At 73.3% G+C, this 17,098-nt stretch carries 13 protein-coding genes and 1 pseudogene; 1 reads left to right on the forward strand and 13 read right to left on the reverse strand.

Annotation, left to right across the window (positions count from 1 at the left end; translation table 11 throughout):
- Nucleotides 1-8 precede the first annotated feature (8 nt).
- The 6 genes from A4R44_RS41580 to A4R44_RS41605 all read right to left on the reverse strand — a co-directional run bounded on the left by A4R44_RS41580 (nucleotide 9) and on the right by A4R44_RS41605 (nucleotide 6,264).
- Nucleotides 9-806, reverse strand: coding sequence for an ECF transporter S component (locus tag A4R44_RS41580; protein WP_338080424.1), 798 nt, complete (start codon nucleotides 804-806; stop codon nucleotides 9-11).
- Nucleotides 803-2,350 carry an ABC transporter ATP-binding protein gene (locus A4R44_RS41585; RefSeq protein WP_067594067.1) on the reverse strand — a complete coding sequence of 516 codons (1,548 nt, stop codon included), beginning with the start codon at nucleotides 2,348-2,350 and terminating at the stop codon, nucleotides 803-805. The genes A4R44_RS41580 and A4R44_RS41585 overlap by 4 nt, the downstream gene beginning before the upstream one ends.
- Complete coding sequence (locus A4R44_RS41590; RefSeq protein ID WP_107648961.1) at nucleotides 2,347-3,471, reverse strand: energy-coupling factor transporter transmembrane component T; 1,125 nt, start codon at nucleotides 3,469-3,471, stop codon at nucleotides 2,347-2,349. Before A4R44_RS41590 ends, A4R44_RS41585 begins: the two co-directional genes overlap by 4 nt.
- Nucleotides 3,468-4,289: a hypothetical protein gene (locus tag A4R44_RS41595; protein WP_067594070.1), complete on the reverse strand. Its 822-nt coding sequence runs from the start codon at nucleotides 4,287-4,289 to the stop codon at nucleotides 3,468-3,470. Before A4R44_RS41595 ends, A4R44_RS41590 begins: the two co-directional genes overlap by 4 nt.
- Nucleotides 4,286-5,713, reverse strand: a complete 1,428-nt coding sequence (locus tag A4R44_RS41600) for a terpene cyclase/mutase family protein (RefSeq protein ID WP_067594073.1) — start codon at nucleotides 5,711-5,713, stop codon at nucleotides 4,286-4,288. The genes A4R44_RS41595 and A4R44_RS41600 overlap by 4 nt, the downstream gene beginning before the upstream one ends.
- Nucleotides 5,714-5,730: 17 nt before the next feature.
- The gene (locus tag A4R44_RS41605) at nucleotides 5,731-6,264 is read right to left on the reverse strand and encodes a hypothetical protein (RefSeq protein ID WP_067594076.1); all 534 of its coding nucleotides are present in this window, start codon (nucleotides 6,262-6,264) and stop codon (nucleotides 5,731-5,733) included.
- A 311-nt stretch (nucleotides 6,265-6,575) separates the two neighbouring features.
- Here A4R44_RS41605 and A4R44_RS41610 point away from each other — a divergent pair, with 311 nt between their 5' ends.
- Nucleotides 6,576-6,860 carry a hypothetical protein gene (locus tag A4R44_RS41610; RefSeq protein ID WP_067594079.1) on the forward strand — a complete coding sequence of 95 codons (285 nt, stop codon included), beginning with the start codon at nucleotides 6,576-6,578 and terminating at the stop codon, nucleotides 6,858-6,860.
- Between the two features lie 309 nt (nucleotides 6,861-7,169).
- Here A4R44_RS41610 and A4R44_RS52870 read toward each other — a convergent pair whose 3' ends face one another.
- The 7 genes and pseudogenes from A4R44_RS52870 to A4R44_RS41640 all read right to left on the reverse strand — a co-directional run bounded on the left by A4R44_RS52870 (nucleotide 7,170) and on the right by A4R44_RS41640 (nucleotide 17,053).
- Nucleotides 7,170-7,976, reverse strand: a complete 807-nt coding sequence (locus A4R44_RS52870) for an ABC transporter substrate-binding protein (protein ID WP_237440311.1) — start codon at nucleotides 7,974-7,976, stop codon at nucleotides 7,170-7,172.
- 642 nt (nucleotides 7,977-8,618) lie between these two features.
- Nucleotides 8,619-10,163: pseudogene (locus A4R44_RS52875) on the reverse strand (ABC transporter ATP-binding protein); the annotation flags it as partial.
- On the reverse strand, nucleotides 10,160-11,827 hold the full coding sequence (locus tag A4R44_RS41620) for an ABC transporter ATP-binding protein (protein ID WP_232792012.1): 1,668 nt from the start codon (nucleotides 11,825-11,827) through the stop codon (nucleotides 10,160-10,162). The gene A4R44_RS41620 and the pseudogene A4R44_RS52875, both read right to left, overlap by 4 nt.
- Nucleotides 11,824-12,858: an iron chelate uptake ABC transporter family permease subunit gene (locus A4R44_RS41625; RefSeq protein ID WP_067594153.1), complete on the reverse strand. Its 1,035-nt coding sequence runs from the start codon at nucleotides 12,856-12,858 to the stop codon at nucleotides 11,824-11,826. The genes A4R44_RS41620 and A4R44_RS41625 overlap by 4 nt, the downstream gene beginning before the upstream one ends.
- Nucleotides 12,859-12,949: 91 nt before the next feature.
- On the reverse strand, nucleotides 12,950-14,002 hold the full coding sequence (locus A4R44_RS41630; RefSeq protein WP_067594088.1) for an iron ABC transporter permease: 1,053 nt from the start codon (nucleotides 14,000-14,002) through the stop codon (nucleotides 12,950-12,952).
- Nucleotides 14,003-14,132: 130 nt separating this feature from the next.
- On the reverse strand, nucleotides 14,133-16,016 hold the full coding sequence (locus tag A4R44_RS41635; protein WP_067594091.1) for a glycosyltransferase family 39 protein: 1,884 nt from the start codon (nucleotides 16,014-16,016) through the stop codon (nucleotides 14,133-14,135).
- A 62-nt stretch (nucleotides 16,017-16,078) separates the two neighbouring features.
- On the reverse strand, nucleotides 16,079-17,053 hold the full coding sequence (locus A4R44_RS41640; protein ID WP_067594094.1) for an ABC transporter substrate-binding protein: 975 nt from the start codon (nucleotides 17,051-17,053) through the stop codon (nucleotides 16,079-16,081).
- Nucleotides 17,054-17,098: the final 45 nt, after the last annotated feature.

Raw genomic sequence — 17,098 nt, forward strand, 5'->3', positions numbered from 1 at the left:
GGAGCTGCTCACCCCTGGACGTCGCGGAATTCGACCGGCGACTCGAACGCGGCTCGGCGCGCGGCGCGGCGCAGCGTCGCCAGGACCAGCGGGCCGAACACCGCGATCGCCACGACGTTGGTCACCGCGCGGCCGGTGTCCCAGCCCAGCGAGGTCGCCGCGTCGAAGAGCAGATAGCGGCCGAGGTTGGCGAGAGCGGAGGCGTTGGGGTCGAAGGACAGGGCGGTGTGCGCGCCGAGCGCGAACGGCCAGAACGACAGGTTCAGCGCTAGCCCGTAGGCGAACGCGGACACCGCGCCGTAGGCCGCCAGCAGGACGATTTCGAGGCGGCCGCTCGCCCGGGGGAGCAGCCCGGCACCCAGGCCGACCCAGGCGCAGCCGAACATCTGGAACGGGAGCCACGGCCCGATCCCGCCGGTCAGCAGCGCGGACGCGAACAGGGAGACCGTGCCGAGGGCGAAGCCGAATCCGGGGCCGAACACCCGCCCGGCGAGCACCAGCAGGAAGAAGACCGTCTCGATGCCGCCGGCCCCGGCCCCGAGCGGCCGCAGTGCCGCGTTCACCGCGGCCAGGACTCCCAGCAGCGCCAACGCCTTCGCGTCGATCCCGCCGTCGCCCAGTTGGGCCAGCAGGACCCCGAGCACCAGCACCAGAAGGAGGCCGAACAACAGCGGCGCCTCGGCGGCGGCACCGGCCAGCAGCGCACCGGGGGCGACGAAGAAGGGCCAGCAGAACGCCGCGACGCCCAGGACCGAAGACACCGCCAGCATGACCGTCGACCAGCGGCCGACGCGCACCGGGCTCACCGCAGCGCTCCGGCCACCTGGCCGACGGTCAGCCAGCCGCCGCCGAGGATCTTCGCCACCTGCGGAGCGAACAGCGGAGAAGACGTCACCACGTCCGCGGTAGGCCCGTCGGCGACCACTTCGCCGTCGGCGAGCACCACCGCCCGGTCGCAGGTCTCGGCCGCGAATTCCACGTCGTGCGTGGCGATCAGGACCGCGCCCGGAAAGGCGCGCACCAGCGCGGTGAGCCGGTGCTTGCCGGGGTAGTCCAGGCCTCGGGTCGGTTCGTCCAGCAGCAGGACGGCGGGCTCGGCGGCGAGCTGCACGGCGAGCGCGAGGGCGAGGCGCTGGCCTTCGGAAAGGTCGCGCGGATGCGAGTCCGGGTCGATGCCGGGGGCCAGTTCGTCCAGGATCTCGCCGGCCCGGTCCGTGGCCAGCTCCTCGCCGACGGTCTGCAGGTACAGCAGATCCGCCGGCGACTGCGGGACCAGCGCCGCGAGCATCCGGCGCGGCACCGGTTTCCGGCCCGCCGGATCCGTCCCGCGGATCGTGACCGCGCCGCTGTGCCGGGGGCCGCTGCCCTGCAACGCCCACAGCAGCGAAGATTTGCCGGAACCGTTGCGTCCCATCAACGCCACCGTTTCACCGGCTGCCACGCTCAGCGACACCTCCCGCACCGCAACCGTGCCGCCGTAGCGGACCACGACATCCCGGCACGTCAACGTCTCGGCGCCCGGCTCGATCGGCGCCGGCACTGGCGCTCCGGGAAGTTCGGCGCGCAGTTCCGGAGCCCGGCGGCGGGCGTCGCGGACCGACAGCGGCAACGGATCCCAGCCGGCGAGGCGCCCCAGCGCGACCACCGGCGGGGCGATCGGCGCGGACCGCATCGCCTGCGCGGGTTCGGCGGCGCTCACCCGGCCGTCGTGCACGGTCAGCACCCGGTCGGCGTACTGCAGCACCCGCTCCAACCGGTGCTCGGCGATCAGCACGGTGATGCCGAGGTCGTGCACCAGCCGGGTCACCGCGGCCAGGACCTCCTCCGCCGCACCGGGATCCAGCGCGGAAGTCGGCTCGTCGAGGACCAGCACCCGCGGACCGGCGGCCAGCACCGCGCCGATCGCCACCCGCTGCTGCTGTCCGCCGGAAAGCGCGCGGAGCGGACGGTCCCGCAGCTCCGCGATGCCCAGCAGGTCCATCGTCTCCTCGACCCGCTTGCGCATCGCGGCAGCGGTCACGCCCAGCTGTTCCATGCCGTAGGCCAGTTCCTCCTCCACCGAGTCGGTGACGAATCCGGCGACCGGGTCCTGCCCGACCACCCCGACCGTCGCGGCGAGTTCGCGCGGGCGGTGCGTCCGGGTGTCCCGCCCCGCCACGGTCACCCGGCCGACCAGCCGCCCGCCGGTGAAGTGCGGCACCAGCCCGTTCACCGCGCCCAGCAGCGTCGATTTCCCGGACCCGGTGCGGCCCACCGCCAGGGCCAGCTCTCCCTCGCCGATGTGCAGGGAAACCTCCCGCAGCACCGGCGTTCCCTGATAGGCGATGCTCACCTCGGAGAACTCGATCACCGCAGCTCCCCCGGCCGGTACCGCGCGGTCAGCGCCGGCGGGGGCGGGGCGGCGACCGCGGGCAGCGCCCCGGCCAGCATCCCGGCCAAGGCCAGCAAGTCCATCCCCGGCGCCAGCAACGGCGGGGTCAGCACGACCGGNCCCGGCGCCAGCAACGGCGGGTTCAGCACGACCGGATCGGCCACCGCGACCAGCACGGCGACCACGGCACCGGACGCCGCGACCGCCCACTCCGGCGCCGACCAGGGATCCGGCCGGTAGCGGGTCCGCTGGATCCGCCTGCCGCCGAGGTACAGCCCCAGGCAGCACACGGCCGCGCCGGCGACCAGCATCGCCGGCCCGTAGCCGTGCTGGTCGGCCGCCAGCAACCCGTAGCTGCCCACGCACAATCCGAGCAGACCGGCCAGCATCAGCACCGCCGCGCTGCGGCGAGCCGCCGCGGACCGCTCCCAACGCTGCCCGTAACCTCGCGAGTCCATCGCCGCGGCCAGCGCGATCGCCCGGTCCAGCGCGTCGGCCAGCACCGGCAACGCCACCGTCCGGAAGAGTTTTCCGGTGACTCCGCGCAATGCGCGCGCACGCATGATCCGCTGACCGCTCTCGATCAGCTGCGGCGCCACCGTCAGCGCGATCACCACCGTGGTGCCGATCTCGTACAGCGCGCCCGGCAGCATCCGCAGCACCCGCTTGGGATTGGCCAGAGTGTTCGCCGCGCCCACGCACACCAGCAGCGTGGCCAGCCGCAACCCGTCGTAAGCGGCGCTGAGAATACCCTCCAGCTCGACCGGTCCGCCGAGGCGCACCCCGGCCATCCAGTGCGGCAACGGGATCCGCGGCACGGTGAACAGCAGATGCCCTCCCCCGGTGAAGGCGGAACCGAGCAGGATCCGGAACAGCACCCGGAAGCCGATCACCACCAGCGCCAGGATCAGGTACGCGCGGAACCCCTTGGCCCACGGGGCTTCCCCGCGCCGGGCGGCCACCACGACCCCGGCCACCGCGAGCACCAGAGCGAGCAGCAACGGGTTCGTGGTCCGGCTCGCCGCCGTGGCCATGCCGAGCGCCCAGATCCACCACGCCGCGGGATGCAGCATCCGCGGCAGCGCGGCGGCGCCGATCATCCGGCCTCCCGCTTGCGGCGGCGCCGGACCAGGACCGCGGCAAGGATTCCCAGCAGCCAGATCGCCCCGAACGCCACCACCGGGAGCGTCGGGAATCCTGTCGTGCCGGCGTTTTCGGACGCGGCCGCCGCCGGTTCCGGCGCACTGCCCGCCGCCGATGGCCGGGAAGACCCCGCCGAGGCCGTCGCCGATGGCGCCCGCTCTTCCGGCCTGGCGACGCCGGAGCTTCGCGGGGGCGGCTGTGCTCCGGCGGATGCCTGCTGCGGCGGTGCGCTGTCGCCTGCCGCCGGGCCCCTCGGAGCGTCCGGGCCTGCCGCGCCGCCTTGCGGTCGCGGCTGTCCCGGCGGGGCGATCAGCGCGGTCACCGCCGGGTGCGGCGGCTGCCCACTCCCGAAAGACCATCCCTCGATCTGACCCGCCCGCGGGGTGGCGCTCATCGCGCCCTCGTTGCTGTACTCCCACCGGTTCGTCCCGGCGTTGCCGTCCCAATACGACCAGTACGCCGTCGTCGGCGGAGTGTCCGTGCACGGCTCCACCGCGGGCGAGGGCCGGTCGTCGATGCGGCACACGAAAGCCGGGCCGTCGTGCACGGTGCCGGCGGTGCGGAACCCCGCCGCGCGCAACGCGTCGTACCCGGTGTCCGGCGGCGTGCCCAGGCAGCGCTGCACCACGCCGCCGCCGAGGGAACCGAAGTCCACCACCACCAGCACCCCGGAAGTCGTCGTGCACGCCGGTGCCGCGGCCGCGACGGGAGCCGCGGCGACGGCGCCGCCCAGTGCCAGAAGCCCGGCCGCCAGCGCGGCCGTCCACCGCCTCACGAGCGGGATCCCTTGCGCCGCACCAGGAACCAGAAAGTGCCCGCGGCGAACAGCAACCCGGCCAGTACCGCGGCCGCCATTCCCTTCGGGCCCTCCCAGAACGACACCGGGCGAGGCTCCAGTGCCCGTGCCTGCCCGATCCGCTGCGGAGCGGCGGTTCCCGGCACCGGCTGCGCGCTCGGTGCCGGGGCAGGCGGTGCGCTCGCAGGCTCCTTGGCGACCGTGGCCGGGTTTTGCGGCGCGGCAGCCGTCCGGGTGCCTGGTGTGCTGGCCGCCAGCCCTGGTGCGCTGCGGACCGGGATGCCCGGCGGCGAGCCGTCGCCGGGCGTTTTCCCGTCGCGCGGCGGGTCGCCGGGAGGGCGGGGCGGCGCCGGATCGGGCACCGCGGCAGCCAACCCCAGCAACGCCTGTGCGCTCGCGCGGCGCAGGCCGTCCTGCTTGCCCAGGTTGTCGGCACCGCTGGACTTGAGCCAGAACGCCTTCGCGTCCCGGTTGATCGCGTCCAGGTCTGCCTGGCTCTTCGCGATCGCCCCGGCCATCGCCGGGACCGGGACGCTGCCGGGCACCTGCATGGCGGCCAGCCATCCGGTCGCCCGGGAGGCCGCCTTGCCGTCGCCGCCGAGCGCCAAGGCCATCGCGGCCAGCCCGGAGGAGTTGGTGTTGACCTGCGCCGGGCTTTTCGGATCCGCGCTGAACGCCCCGGTCGCCGGGTCCTGGTGCGCCCGCAGCCACCCCAGCGCACTGGACACCTGCGGCTGGTGGCCGCCGATCTCGACGAGCGCCCACACTCCCATCGCGGTGGTGTCCGCGCTGACCTCGGCGTCCGACGTGCACCGCGCGGTCGCGCCGCTGTCCGGCAGATTCAGCCGGAATCCTCCGCCCGGGCATTGCTGGCGCACCAGCGTCGCCGCCCCGGCGGAGTTGCCGATCCCCGCCTTGTGCAAGCCGATCAGCGCCAGCGCCTGGCCGAACACGTTGGACGGGGTGCGGGTCCCGCTCGCCGCGGTGTCCTCGAAAACGCCCGCGGAATTCTGCGCCGCGCCGAGCCGCGCGACGAGGTCGATGTTCTTGCCCGCGCTGTCGTTTCCCCACTGGCGCGGATTCACGCCCTGATCGAGCGCCACGATCAGGTCCTTGCCCATGACGCCCGCGGAGACGATCGTGGCGCTGAAGAAGTTCGCGCGCAGTTTCGCGGTCGCCTTCGCCTGGACAGCCGGCTCGACTCCCGCTCTGTGCATGGCCAGCAGCGCGTCGGCCATCAACCCCGCGTCGTTGTTGCCGGGCGAAGCCGGGCTCGGATAGCCGTCGCCGAGCCGAGTGAACTCATGCGCCAGGAACTCCGCGGCAGCCACGGCCGCCTCCGGCGCGCGCGTCTCCGCCGCGGGTGCCGGAAACGCCGCGGCCAGCAGCACTGCGCTGGCCACCGCACCGGCACCCCAACTCACGAACCGGTCCAGTTCGGGTCCTTGGCCTGCGCCAGCGTCAAACTCATCTGGTTCGGGTCCGTCGCCGTGCCCGCGCCGAAGGAGAACCCGAGCACCGTCCCCGGAGCGGGGTCCGAGGTGTCCACACCGTCCTCGGCATAGGTCCAGTCGGCGTTCTGCACGTCCGGCACCCAGTACGCCCAGTACGGCGCGTTCGCCACGAACCCGGTGCACGGGTCGGCGGTGCCGGACGGACGGGCGTCGATGCGGCACAAGTACTGGTAAGGCCCCTGCTGGCCCTGGCCGGTCCCGTGCACGGGAGCGAAACCGGCCTCGCTGAGCGCCTCGAAAGCGGTGTCCGGGTCACCGGCGACACAACGGCGGGTCACCCCGGCCCCGGCGAAATGCGTGGCGTCCACGACGACTGTCACGCCCGAACTGCCTTGGCACGGACCGTCGGTGTACGAAGCGGGCGCGGCGGCAGCCGGGGAGGAAACGAAAAGGGGAACCGCGAGCACACTGATCGCGGCAGTCTTGGCCAGGGAGAACATAGCGATGTCCTTTGCGGTGAGTGGTCTGAACGCGACCCGTCACCGCGACACCCCAGTCAAGCGCACGCGCGGCCGGGCCCGTTCCGTAGTCTTCGACGGCAGGAGCCACTCGTGACCGTCAGGCATTCCGGCTTGCCCGCCACGAGGCGAGCCTACGGTTGCGAGTCAGCGCCGGCTCTTGCCCGGCTTCCCCTGACGATCACGGTATTCGGTTGTACAGCGAGCAAACGCTAGCACTCGGGCGTCGAGATCCACACCGCTGACCAGGTATCTCACCGGGAGCGAGGAAACGGTGACGCTGCGGAACTCGCGTGCCCTTCGAGATCGGGGACTTCCGCGACCGCCCCCAGTGCGCCGGTCCCGCCGCCCGCTCCCCCGGCTGCCGGGAACACGTGCGGCGCCCATGCGCCGGCGGCCGCGGCTTCTGGCTTCGCCTGGCAGCAACGGCCGCGTTCGCGGACTTCCCGGTCGTCGCTTTCCGCTTCCAGCGGCACAGCACGGTCTCCGCCGGCCTGATCCCGGTCTTCTCCGCGGTCGCGATGGCCGTCCGCAGCGGGGTTCGCTGCTGTTCGGCCGCTTCGGCATCCGGCTGCTGACGATCGTCGCGACCGCCTACGGTCCGCCGGTTTTCCCAGGCGGGTTCTGGCCCGCGCTTATTCCGGCTTCCGTGGCGCCCATGGTCGGGTCCGGCGAGATGGCCTTCGAGCGCGGCAAAGCAGGAGTCGTCCAGTTCGTCGAAGATCATCGTGAAGAACCGGCGGAACCCGGCGTGCTCGCCGACGAGCGCGCACCGCTAGCACTTTCAGCATCTGCACGGACCGGTGCGGATGGTCTCCGGCGACGAGTGCGGGAGAATCTCGAACCCCGCTTTCCGCGGCTCCCGCACCGCCATCGCCGCCTCGGTCCTATTTCCGGCTCGCGTCGGAAAGCTTCGGGGTCAGCTGGCCCAGCGCCCATTCCAGGCTCACCGACGAAGGAAACGCGATCGCCTGGGCGAGAGCCGGCTGCAGCGGCAGGTACGCTCCCCGCTTCACCGCGGGCAGGTCGGTGAAGCCCGGCGTGGCCTGGGCGAGCTTCAGCGAACTCGGCGAACCGGTGGCCAGCAGCAGGTTCGCGTCGAGCTTCGACACGTTCTCCCAGCTGACCAGCGTGCGGCCGGGAATGGAGGAGTCCGGCATCGAGCGCACCGCCGGGCTCAGCGAGAGGCCGAGCTGGTCGAGGAACTGCGCCGAGACGTCCGCGGTGGAGTTCACCGCGTGCACTCCGGCCGCCTGCGGGGTGACCAGGAAGTTGTAGGTCTTCCCGGCCAATTCGGGGTGGGTCTTCTTCGCGGCGGCGATGTCGGCGGTCGTCTTCGCGATCGTCTGGTCCGCCTGGGCGCTCTTGCCCAGCGCCTTGGCGATGCCGCGCGTCGCGTCCTGCCAGGAATCGCTGTTGGGCGCCTTGGCGTAGGTGACGACCGGGGCGATCTGCGACAGCTGCTGGTAGCTCTCGCCGAGGTTGTAGTCCTTCGTCGCCAGGATCAGGTCCGGTTTGAGCGCGGCCACCTGGTCGATCGGGTCCCCGCTGTCGACGGAGAACAGCTTCGGGGAGTTCGCGCCGAGCAGCGGCTTCGTCCACGGTTCGATCCCGCCGTCCGCGGTGGCCACCTTCGCCATGCCGACGGGGGCGACGCCGAGCGACAGCGCGATGTCCGCCGACGTCCAGTCCATCGCCACGACCCGCTTCGGCGCGGACGGCACCTGCGCGGCGCCGAACTTGCCCGGCACGCTCACCGGGAATCCGGCCGACGCCGGCTGCGCCGCGTCGCTGTCCGCGGAATTGTTGGTGCACGCCGAAAGCGCGACGGTCAGCGCGCACGCCAGCGCGAACGGAATCGTCTTGATCAGTTTCACGGTTTGCTCTTTCTTTCTCTTCGAGGCTCGTTCGCCGCGGTCCGGCGAAAGCTCAGGTCCCGGCACGCGGCCGATCAGCGCCAGCAGTCCGCCCAGCGCTACCGGTTCGCCGACCACGCCCGCCACAATCCGGCGTAACCACCGCCCGCGGCCACCAGTTCGGCATGCGTGCCGACTTCGGCGACCCGGCCGTGCTCCAGCACCACGATCCGGTCCGCGCACGCCAGCGCGAACGGAATCGTCTTGGTCAGTTTCACGGTTTGCTCTTTCTTTCTCTTCGAGGCTCGTTCGCCGCNCGACTTCGGCGACCCGGCCGTGCTCCAGCACCACGATCCGGTCCGCGCGCGCCGCCTGCGTCAAACGGTGCGCGACCACCAGCGCGGTCCGCCCGGCCAGTGCCTTGTCCGCGGCGGCTTCCAGCACTTTCGCGCCGGTGCTGCCCGCTTCGGCGGTCGCCTCGTCGAGGATCGCGATCGGCGGGTCGGCCAGCACCAGCCGGGCCAGCGCCAGCTGCTGGGCCTGGGCCGGGGTGAGCGGATGCCCGCCACGGCCGAGCACAGTGGACAGTCCGTCCGGCAGCGCGGCGAACCACCCCGCCGCGCCGACCTCGGCCAGCGCGGCGGTCATCTCGTCCTCGGCCGCGTCCGCGCGGGCGAGGCCGAGGTTGGCCGCCAGGGTGTCGGCGAAGACGTGCACTTCCTGGCTCAGCAGCACGCACTTCCGGCGCAGTTCGGCCGTGTCGTGCCGGGCGGTGTCCACCCCGCCCAGCTCCACTCGCCCGCGCTCGGCGTCCAGCACTCCGGCAATCACCTTCACCAGCGTGGTCTTCCCGGCTCCCGAGGCCCCGACGATCGCCAGCCGTTCGCCGGGACCGACCGTGAGGTCCACTTCGGACAGCACCGGCCGTCCGGCGTCGTAGGCGAAGGACAAGCCGGACACGGTGACCGTTCGGTCCGAAGTGGACGGTCGTGGAGCGCGGCGCGGCGGGTCCGGCAGATCGGCGACCCCGACGAGACGGGCGAACGCGCCGGACGCGGCCTGCGCGCTGTCGAAGCTGCCGAGAATCGCGTTGAACTGGTCGAAAAGCCGGTGGAAGTACAGTGCCGCGGCCGAAGCGGCGCCGAGGGTCGCCGTGCCCGAGCGGACGAGGAGGAAACCCGTCGCGAGGATCGCCGCCAGTCCGGCGAGTTCGCCGTAGTTGAGCCTGCCGAAGAAACGCCGCTGCACCGCGGCCATCCGGATCGACAGCTTGCGCGCGCGGTCCGAGGCCGCGGCGACCCGGCTGAGGTGTTCGGCTTCGACGCGCAGCGCGCGGACCGTCGCCGCGCCGTCGATCGAGTCCAGCAGTTGCTGAGCGCGCGCTCCTTCGGCCACTCGCTCCCGCGCGATCACCGGCACCGCGACCCGCAGATACCACCGCACCGCGGCGATCTGGAACGGCACGGCGAGCAGAGCCGCGACCGCGAATCGCCAGTCGAGCAGCACCAGGGCCGCCGCGGTGAACACGATGGCCAGCCCGGCGTCGATGAGGGTCGGCAGCACCCCGCCGACCGCTTCGTTGACCGCTTCCACGTCGCCCGACAGCCGGGCCAGCACGTCGCCGCTGCCCGCCCGCTCGACGCGTTCGGCCGGGATCCGCAGCACCTTCCGCACGACCGTCTCGCGGACGCCGGCGATCGCGGTCTGGCCCAGCCGCGCGACCATCGCCGAGCCCAGCGCCTGGAACCCGCCTTGGGCGAGCGCGACCAGGGCGAGCGCCGCGGCGATCGGGAGCACGGCCGTGCCGTCCCCGCGCACCACCAGGTCCACGATGCCGCCGAGCAGCCGCGGGGCGAGCAGGCCGACCGCTGTCGCGAGCACCAGCACCAGCAGCGTCGCCGCGGCGAGACCGCGATGCGGGCGGAGCACTCGCCACGCCGCCTGTCTGGTCCGAGCCGCGGTCGCGGTCGGCAGCAGGACCTCCGCCGCCGGATCCGGTCCGGCCGGTGCGCCGGTCTGAGTCATGCGGTCACCAACTCCCGGTAATCCACGTCGGAGCCCAGCAAATCGGCGTGACTGCCACTCGCCGCGACCGCGCCGCCGCGGACCACCACGACCCGGTCGGCCGCGGCGAGCAGCGCCGGGCTGGCCGAGATCACCAGGGTGGTGCGGCCGGCCCGCAGTGCGCGCAGGTTCGCGGCGATCTCCGCTTCGGTGACCGCGTCGAGCGCGGTCGTCGGTTCCTGCAGCACGAGCACCGGCGGTTCGGCGGCCAGCGCGCGGGCGAGCGCCACCCGCTGGCGTTGGCCGCCGGAGAGGGACCGGCCGCGCTCGGTCAGCACCGTGTCCGCGCCCTCGGGCAGCATCGCGGCCGCGTCCACGCACTCCAGCGCCCGGCCGACCGCGCCCGGATCGGCCGCCGCGGCGGACACGTTGTCCCGCACCGTGCCGCCGAACAGCACCGCGTCGTGCGCGGCGACCAGGACCACCGAGCGCACGACGTCCGGGTCCAGGTCGCGGGCGGGCACGCCGGCCAGCAGGATCTCGCCGGAGTCCGGGTCCTGCTGGCGGCCGAGGCACCGCACGAGCGTGTCCGCCGCCGCCAGGTCGTCGACCACCACCCCGACGAACTCGCCCGCGGCCGCCGCCAGGTCGAGACCGGACAGCCCGGGCCCGGACAGCCCGCGGATCCGCAGGTCCGCCCCGGCGGGCGGGTCGGTGCGCCCGCCCTCGGCCAGCGGCGGCGCGGACAGCACCTTCGCGATCCGCTCCGCCGACGCCCGGGCACGGGCGAACTGGGCGCCCACCATCGCGATCCGGGTGAACGGCCCGATCAGGAACTGGGCCAGGGTGAACGCGGTGACGAACTGCCCGACGGTGATCGCGCCGCCGGCGGCCAGCCGGCCGCCCAGCCACGCGACCGCGGCCAGGAACACGCCGGTCAGCAGGATGATCAGCCCGGACCGCAACGCCACCAGCCGGGCCGCCCGGATACCCGCGGCGCGCGCCTGCCCGCTGGCGTCCCGATACCGGCCGAACACCACCGCCTCCGCGCCGAGCCCCTTGATCGCGCGCAGCCCTTCGACGAGATCGGCCGCGACCCCGGCGGCGTGCGCGACCGCCGACTGCTCGGCGGAGCTGCGCCGCACCAGCGGGGCCGAGATCGTCCGGGTCAGCAGCACCACCGGGATCAGGCCGAGCAGCACCACCAGCCCCAGCAGGACCGAGGCGCGCAGCAGGATCACCGCGGCCACCACGAGCGCGCCGAACGCGCCCGCGGAGGTCCACACCGCCGCGTTCACCATGCCGACCCGTCCGGCGTCCGAGGTCGCCGTGGACAGCAGCACGCCGCTGCGCGTCCCGGCCCGGTCGAAGCCGCGGGTGTCGAGCACCCGGCGGGTCAGCCGCATCCGCAGCTCGTGCCCCGCGCCCTGGGTGGCGTGCCGGACCAGCCTTCCGCCCAGCCGCATGGACGCGGTCAGCACGGCGAACAGCACCGCCAGCAGCACGAGTGTCCACAGCAGACCGGATCCGCTGCCGGGCGCGATCGCGTGGTCCACGATCAGCCCGATCATCAGCGGGACCGCCGCCTCGCACCCCTGGTGCACCGCGGCCAGCGCCGCCGCGGGCGCCAGCTGCCGGGCCTGGCCGCGGATCGCGCGGCGGATCAGCTCCCGTGGTTCGTTCACCGCTTCCCCGTCCTCCATCGCCTGCTGAGCAGCCAGCCCAGATAGACCCCGCCGACCGCCGCGGTCGCCACCCCGGTCGGCAGCTCGGCCGGGAACGCCTGCCGCGCCAGCGCGTCGCCGGCCACCAGGATCAGCGCTCCGGTCAGCGCCGCGGTTCCGGCGCCGGTGCCGGGCTCGCGGGTCAGCCTCCTGGCCAGCTGCGGAGCCGCGAGCGCGACGAACGAGATCGGCCCGGCGGTCGCGGTCGCCGCGGCCGCCAGCGCGACGCCGACCGCCAGCGCGCCCAGCCGGGCCGTCGCCGGGCGGACGCCGAGCGCCGTCGCGGCGTCGTCCCCCAGCTCCAGCACCGCGAGCCGGCTGCCGAACGCGGCCAGCAACGGCAGCAGCACCGCGACCGCGGCCAGCGCCGGCCAGACGTGCTCCCAGCCGCGGCCGTTGAGACTGCCGGTCAGCCAGACCTGGGCGGCCATCGCGGATTCCAGGTTCGCCCTGGTCAGCAGGAAATGCGTGAGCACCTGAAGCATGGCGTTGACCGCGATGCCGACGAGCACGAGCTGGTACCCGCGCGCCTGGCGGCGCACGGTGAGGCCGTACACCACCGCACCGGTCGCCAGCCCGCCCGCCAGCGCCCCGCCCGCGATCGCGGCCATCCCGCCGCCCAGCACGGTCAGCACGAACACCGCGCCCGCCGCCGAACCGCTGGTGAACCCGATCAGGTCCGGGCTGCCCAGCGGGTTGCGCGTCAGGTTCTGGAACACCGCGCCGCTCGCGCCGAGCGCCACGCCGACCAGCACCGCGCACAGCAGCCGCGGCACCGCGAGCCGGTAAAGCAGGAACTCGTCCGAACGGTCGCCGTGCCCGGCCAGCGTCCGCAGCACGTCGGCCGGGCTCAGCTCCCCGGTGAACGCGAGCGAACCGAACGCCGCGACCGCCAGCGCGGCAGCCAGCACCGCGGCCACCACGCACGCCCGCCTGCGCACCCGCACGGAAATCCGGTCCCCGCCGAGCCGCAGCGCCGTCAGCCCGGTCATGCCGCCGTCTTCTTCCGCGGAGCGAGTCCGGCGAACACCGACGCCCACAGCGGAAATCCGCCCCCACCGAGGCGCAGGGTCGCCAACCGCCTCACGCCGCCGCCTTCTTCCGCAGCACCAGCCCGATGAACACCGGCGCGCCGAGGAACGCCACCACCAGCCCGACTTGCAGCTCGCCCGGCGGCGCGACGATGCGGCCGAGGACGTCCGCCGCCAGCAGCAGCACCGGGGACAGCACCGCCGAATACGGCAGCAGCCATCGGTGGTCGGGGCCGACCAGCGCCCGCGCGATGTAGGGCATCGCCAGCCCGATGAACACGAGCGGTCCGGCGGCGGCTGTCGCGGCCCCGCACAGCAGGGTGATCGCCAGCGCGCCGAGGGCGCGGGTGCGGCCGAGATGCACGCCCAGCGCCCGGCCGGCGTCGTCGCCGAGGACGATGGCGTTGAGCGGCCGGGCCAGCGCCAGCGCGAGCACCGCACCGGCGGCGAGGAACGGCAGCAGCCGGCCGAGCACGCCGAGGTCCCGGCCGGCCAGCGAGCCCAGCTGCCAGAACCGGTACTGGTCGAAAACCTGCGGAGACAGCAGGAGCATCGTCTGCACGAACGCGGTCAGCGCCGCCGCGACGGCGGTGCCGGCCAGCACCAGCCGCACCGGCGTCGCTCCCGCGCGCCCGCCGGAACCGACGAAGTAGACCACGACTGCCGTCACGGCCGCGCCGGCCAGGCTGAACCACACGTACTGCCCGGGGGAACCGAGCCCGAAGAAACCGATGCCGGCCACGATCGCCGCCGCGGCCCCGGAGTTGATCCCGAGCAGTCCCGGGTCCGCCAGCGGATTGCGCGTCAGCCCCTGCATCAGGACCCCGGCCAGCCCGAGCGCGGCGCCGACACAGATCCCGAGCAGCGTGCGCGGCAACCGCAGGCTGCGCACGACCACGTCGTCCGGACCGCCGCCGTGGTGCGCCAGCGCGTCGAACACCGCGCCGAAGCCGATCGACTTCGCGCCGACCGCGAGGCTGAGCAAGGCCATCACCGCCAGCGCCGCGGCAGCGAGCAGCAGTCCTCCGGCCCGGCGGAGCGCATAGCCGTGCCGCGGTGTCCGCTCCGTCGCTTCCGCTCGCACTGCCGTCACCGGCCAGACCATTGCAGAGGAACCTACCTCAGGCAAGGCTTCCCTAACGTGATCCTCGTCGGCCGTCGTGCCCGGCCGAAGCGGCGGATTCGGCCGGGCGTCCGTTAGCTCCCGTATCGGAGTCTCCGACGGGTTTCGGCGGCTAGCCGCACCGGTAAAGGTCGCCGACGCCTTGAGAGGCACCGGATTCCGCGGGCGGCACCGACTGGCACCGGGAGCGGACGAACTCGTAGCGGCTGCGTTCCGGCAGGAGCAGGACGAAGGCCGCGTCGCCGCGGTCGATCCACTCGCGGAGGCGGTCCGGGGAGGGGGCCGGGTCGCGGCCGGTGAATCCGGCCATGCCGACCACCCCCCGGCGGGTCGCGAGGAGGAACGGGGCGGCCGCGTCGGCCGTTTCCACCGCCAGCGTCACCTTCGCCGGACCGGCCCGGCGTTCCGCATAGGACAGCAGGGCTGCCGAGGGTTCGTCGAGTTTCCCCGCTGCCGCGCGGAAGTCCCGGGCGCCCCAGCCGCCGAGCAGCTGCCGGAAGTCGTCTCGGACGTCCGGGGCCAGGTAGTCCGTCTGCAGGGACACCGGGCCCGCCGCGGGCAGCATCGGCAAGCCCGCCGAGTAGCCGATCGTCGTCGCGGCGGACCAGGCCAGCGGGGCCGCCAGCACGGCGGCCAGTCCGGTCGCGAGCCCGGCCGTGCGCAGGCGCGGGGAGATCCGCCCGGACACGAGCAGGGCGACCGAAAGCAGCGCCGCCGCGGCGGCGGCCCAGGCGATCCAGCCGTTCCAGTCCGGGTCGCGGCGCACCAGCACCCACGCCCACGCGCTCAGGGCCGCGACTGTCACCGGCAGGAGGGGCCACCCGCGCCCGCCGGCTCGGTAAAGCCGCCACAGCGCGGCGAAAGCGGCAGCCGACAGCGCGGCGACGGCCGGAGCGAGCTGTGCGGTGTAGTACAGCAGCCAGATCCCGCGCATGAAGCTGAACACCACCGCGCAGACCAGCAGCCAACCACCCCAGAGCACCCAGCCGGCCAAGGCTTTCCGCGGCGGACGGCGTCCGGCGAGGGTCAGCACCAGCACGGCGGCGACCGCCGCCAGTGCGAGCGGCAGCAGCCAGGAAGCTTGGCCGCCCAATGACGTCCCGAACAGCCGCCCGGCGCCAGGATCGCTTTGGTAGAAGGATTTCCCGTGGTTCTCCGCGTAGCTGGCCGCCGCGGCGAAGTCCTGTCCGAAGATCCGGCCGAAGCCGTTGTAGCCGAACACGAGATCGCGCGCGGTGCCGTCGACGCTGCTGCCGATGAAGGGTTTCGGCGACGGCCAGAGGTCGACCAGCACGACCCACCAGAACGAGGCCACCGCCAGCACCGCCGCGAAAAGCACGGCCGTCCATGTCTTCGTGCGCGCAGGGGCAGAAGAGCCGACCAGGTAGGCCGCGCCGATCGCGGGCAGGACCAGCCACGCCTGCACCATTTTCGTGGTGAACGCGCATCCGAGGAGCACCGCGGCGAAGACCATCCATCGCCGCTCGCGCCCCGCGCCGTCGAGCGCACGAGTCAGCGCGTATGCGGCGGCGACGAGCAGCAGGAGCATCAGCGGGTCGGGCAAGTTGTCGCGGTTGAGCGCGACGACGACCGGCGTCGCGGCGAGCATCGCGGCGGCGAGCAGGGCGACCCGTTCTCCTTGCCAGCGGCGGACCGCCAGGTACAGCAGCCAGACCGTCGCGACGCCTTCGAGCACCTGGGGCAGGATCAGCGCCCAGCCGTGGAAACCCAGCAGCCGCACGGAAAGCACCTGCACCCACAGCGCCATCGGCGGCTTGTCGACAGTCACCACGCCGAGCGGGTCGAGCGAGCCGAACGCGAAAGCCGTCCAGTCGCGGGACATCGAGCCGACGGCGGCGCTGTAGTACGGATACCCGAATCCGAGGTCCCAGCTCCCCCAGCCGTACGCGACGGCCGAGAGGACCAGGACCGCGGCGAGCCCGGCGCGCGGCCGCCAGGACCTGGCCGGGGCGGGCGCGAGCGCGGTGCTGTCCAATGGTTCCCCCTCACGCGACGGGGCTCGGCGGTCCGCTGTGCACCGCCGAGCCCCGGATCCGGTCAGTACTCCTTGAGGATCTTTTCGATCTCGTCCTGGAACGCCATCGCGGCCTTGTAGTGCAGGGCGTAGAAGTTGCCGGTCGGGAACGACTTGCCCGCCTTGACCGCCCGCAGCCCCTGGTACGCGGGCAGGTCGATGATCTGCTGGGTGTCCGGCCCGGCCTTGCCCTGGTAGTCCGCCTGGTACAGGATCACGTCGGCTTCGTTGAGCTTGTCCAGGTTCTCGATGGAGAACTCCGGCGTGTTGTTGCTCTTGTCGGTGACGCCGCCCCGGGCGAACTGGACGCCGAGGTCTTTGAGGATGGTGCCGCCCCACGACTCGTCGAGGTTCAGGTACCACTTCCCGCCGCCGCCGTTGATCAGCGCGAACTTCAGCTTCGCCAGCTTGTCCCGGTAGGTCGACTTGATCTGCGCGGCGCGGTCCTCGTACTGCTTCTTCAGCGCCTCGGCCTCGGGCTTCTTGCCCACCGCGTCGGCGGCCTGGATGACCCACTGCGGCCAGGCGACGCCGGGTTCGCCGGGCGCCCCGCCGAGGATCGCCGTCGGGGCGAGCTTCTGGTAGTCCTCGATCTTGTGCTTTTCCAGGGAGAGGAACTTGTTGCCGAGGATGAGGTCCGGGGCCTGGGCGCCGACCTGCTCGATGTCGATCTCCATCGAGCCGCCGACCTTCGGGGCCTTGGCGTACTCGGCGGCGTAGGGCGGGAACACCGCGAAGCTGTCGGTGTAGCCGGACGCGGTGGCCTTCGGGTGCACGCCGACGTCCAGCAGGCCGAAGTAGGTGTACTGGTCGAGCGCCACCACCGATTTCGGCGCGACCGGGATCTGCACCTGCCCGCTCGGGGTGTCGAACGGCCGCGTGGCGCCCTCCGCGCCGGCGTTCTCGTCGGCCGAGCCACAGGCTGCGGCGCCCAACGCCAGCACCGCGGCCGAAATCCCGGCCACTGTCGTGCGCCACTTCTGGAACTGCGTCCTCACGACGCCTACCTCTCTGCCAAACCCGCTGGTTTTGGTCATGTCCGT

This window comes from Amycolatopsis sp. M39, from assembly GCF_001651785.1.
Taxonomy (GTDB): domain Bacteria; phylum Actinomycetota; class Actinomycetes; order Mycobacteriales; family Pseudonocardiaceae; genus Amycolatopsis; species Amycolatopsis rubida.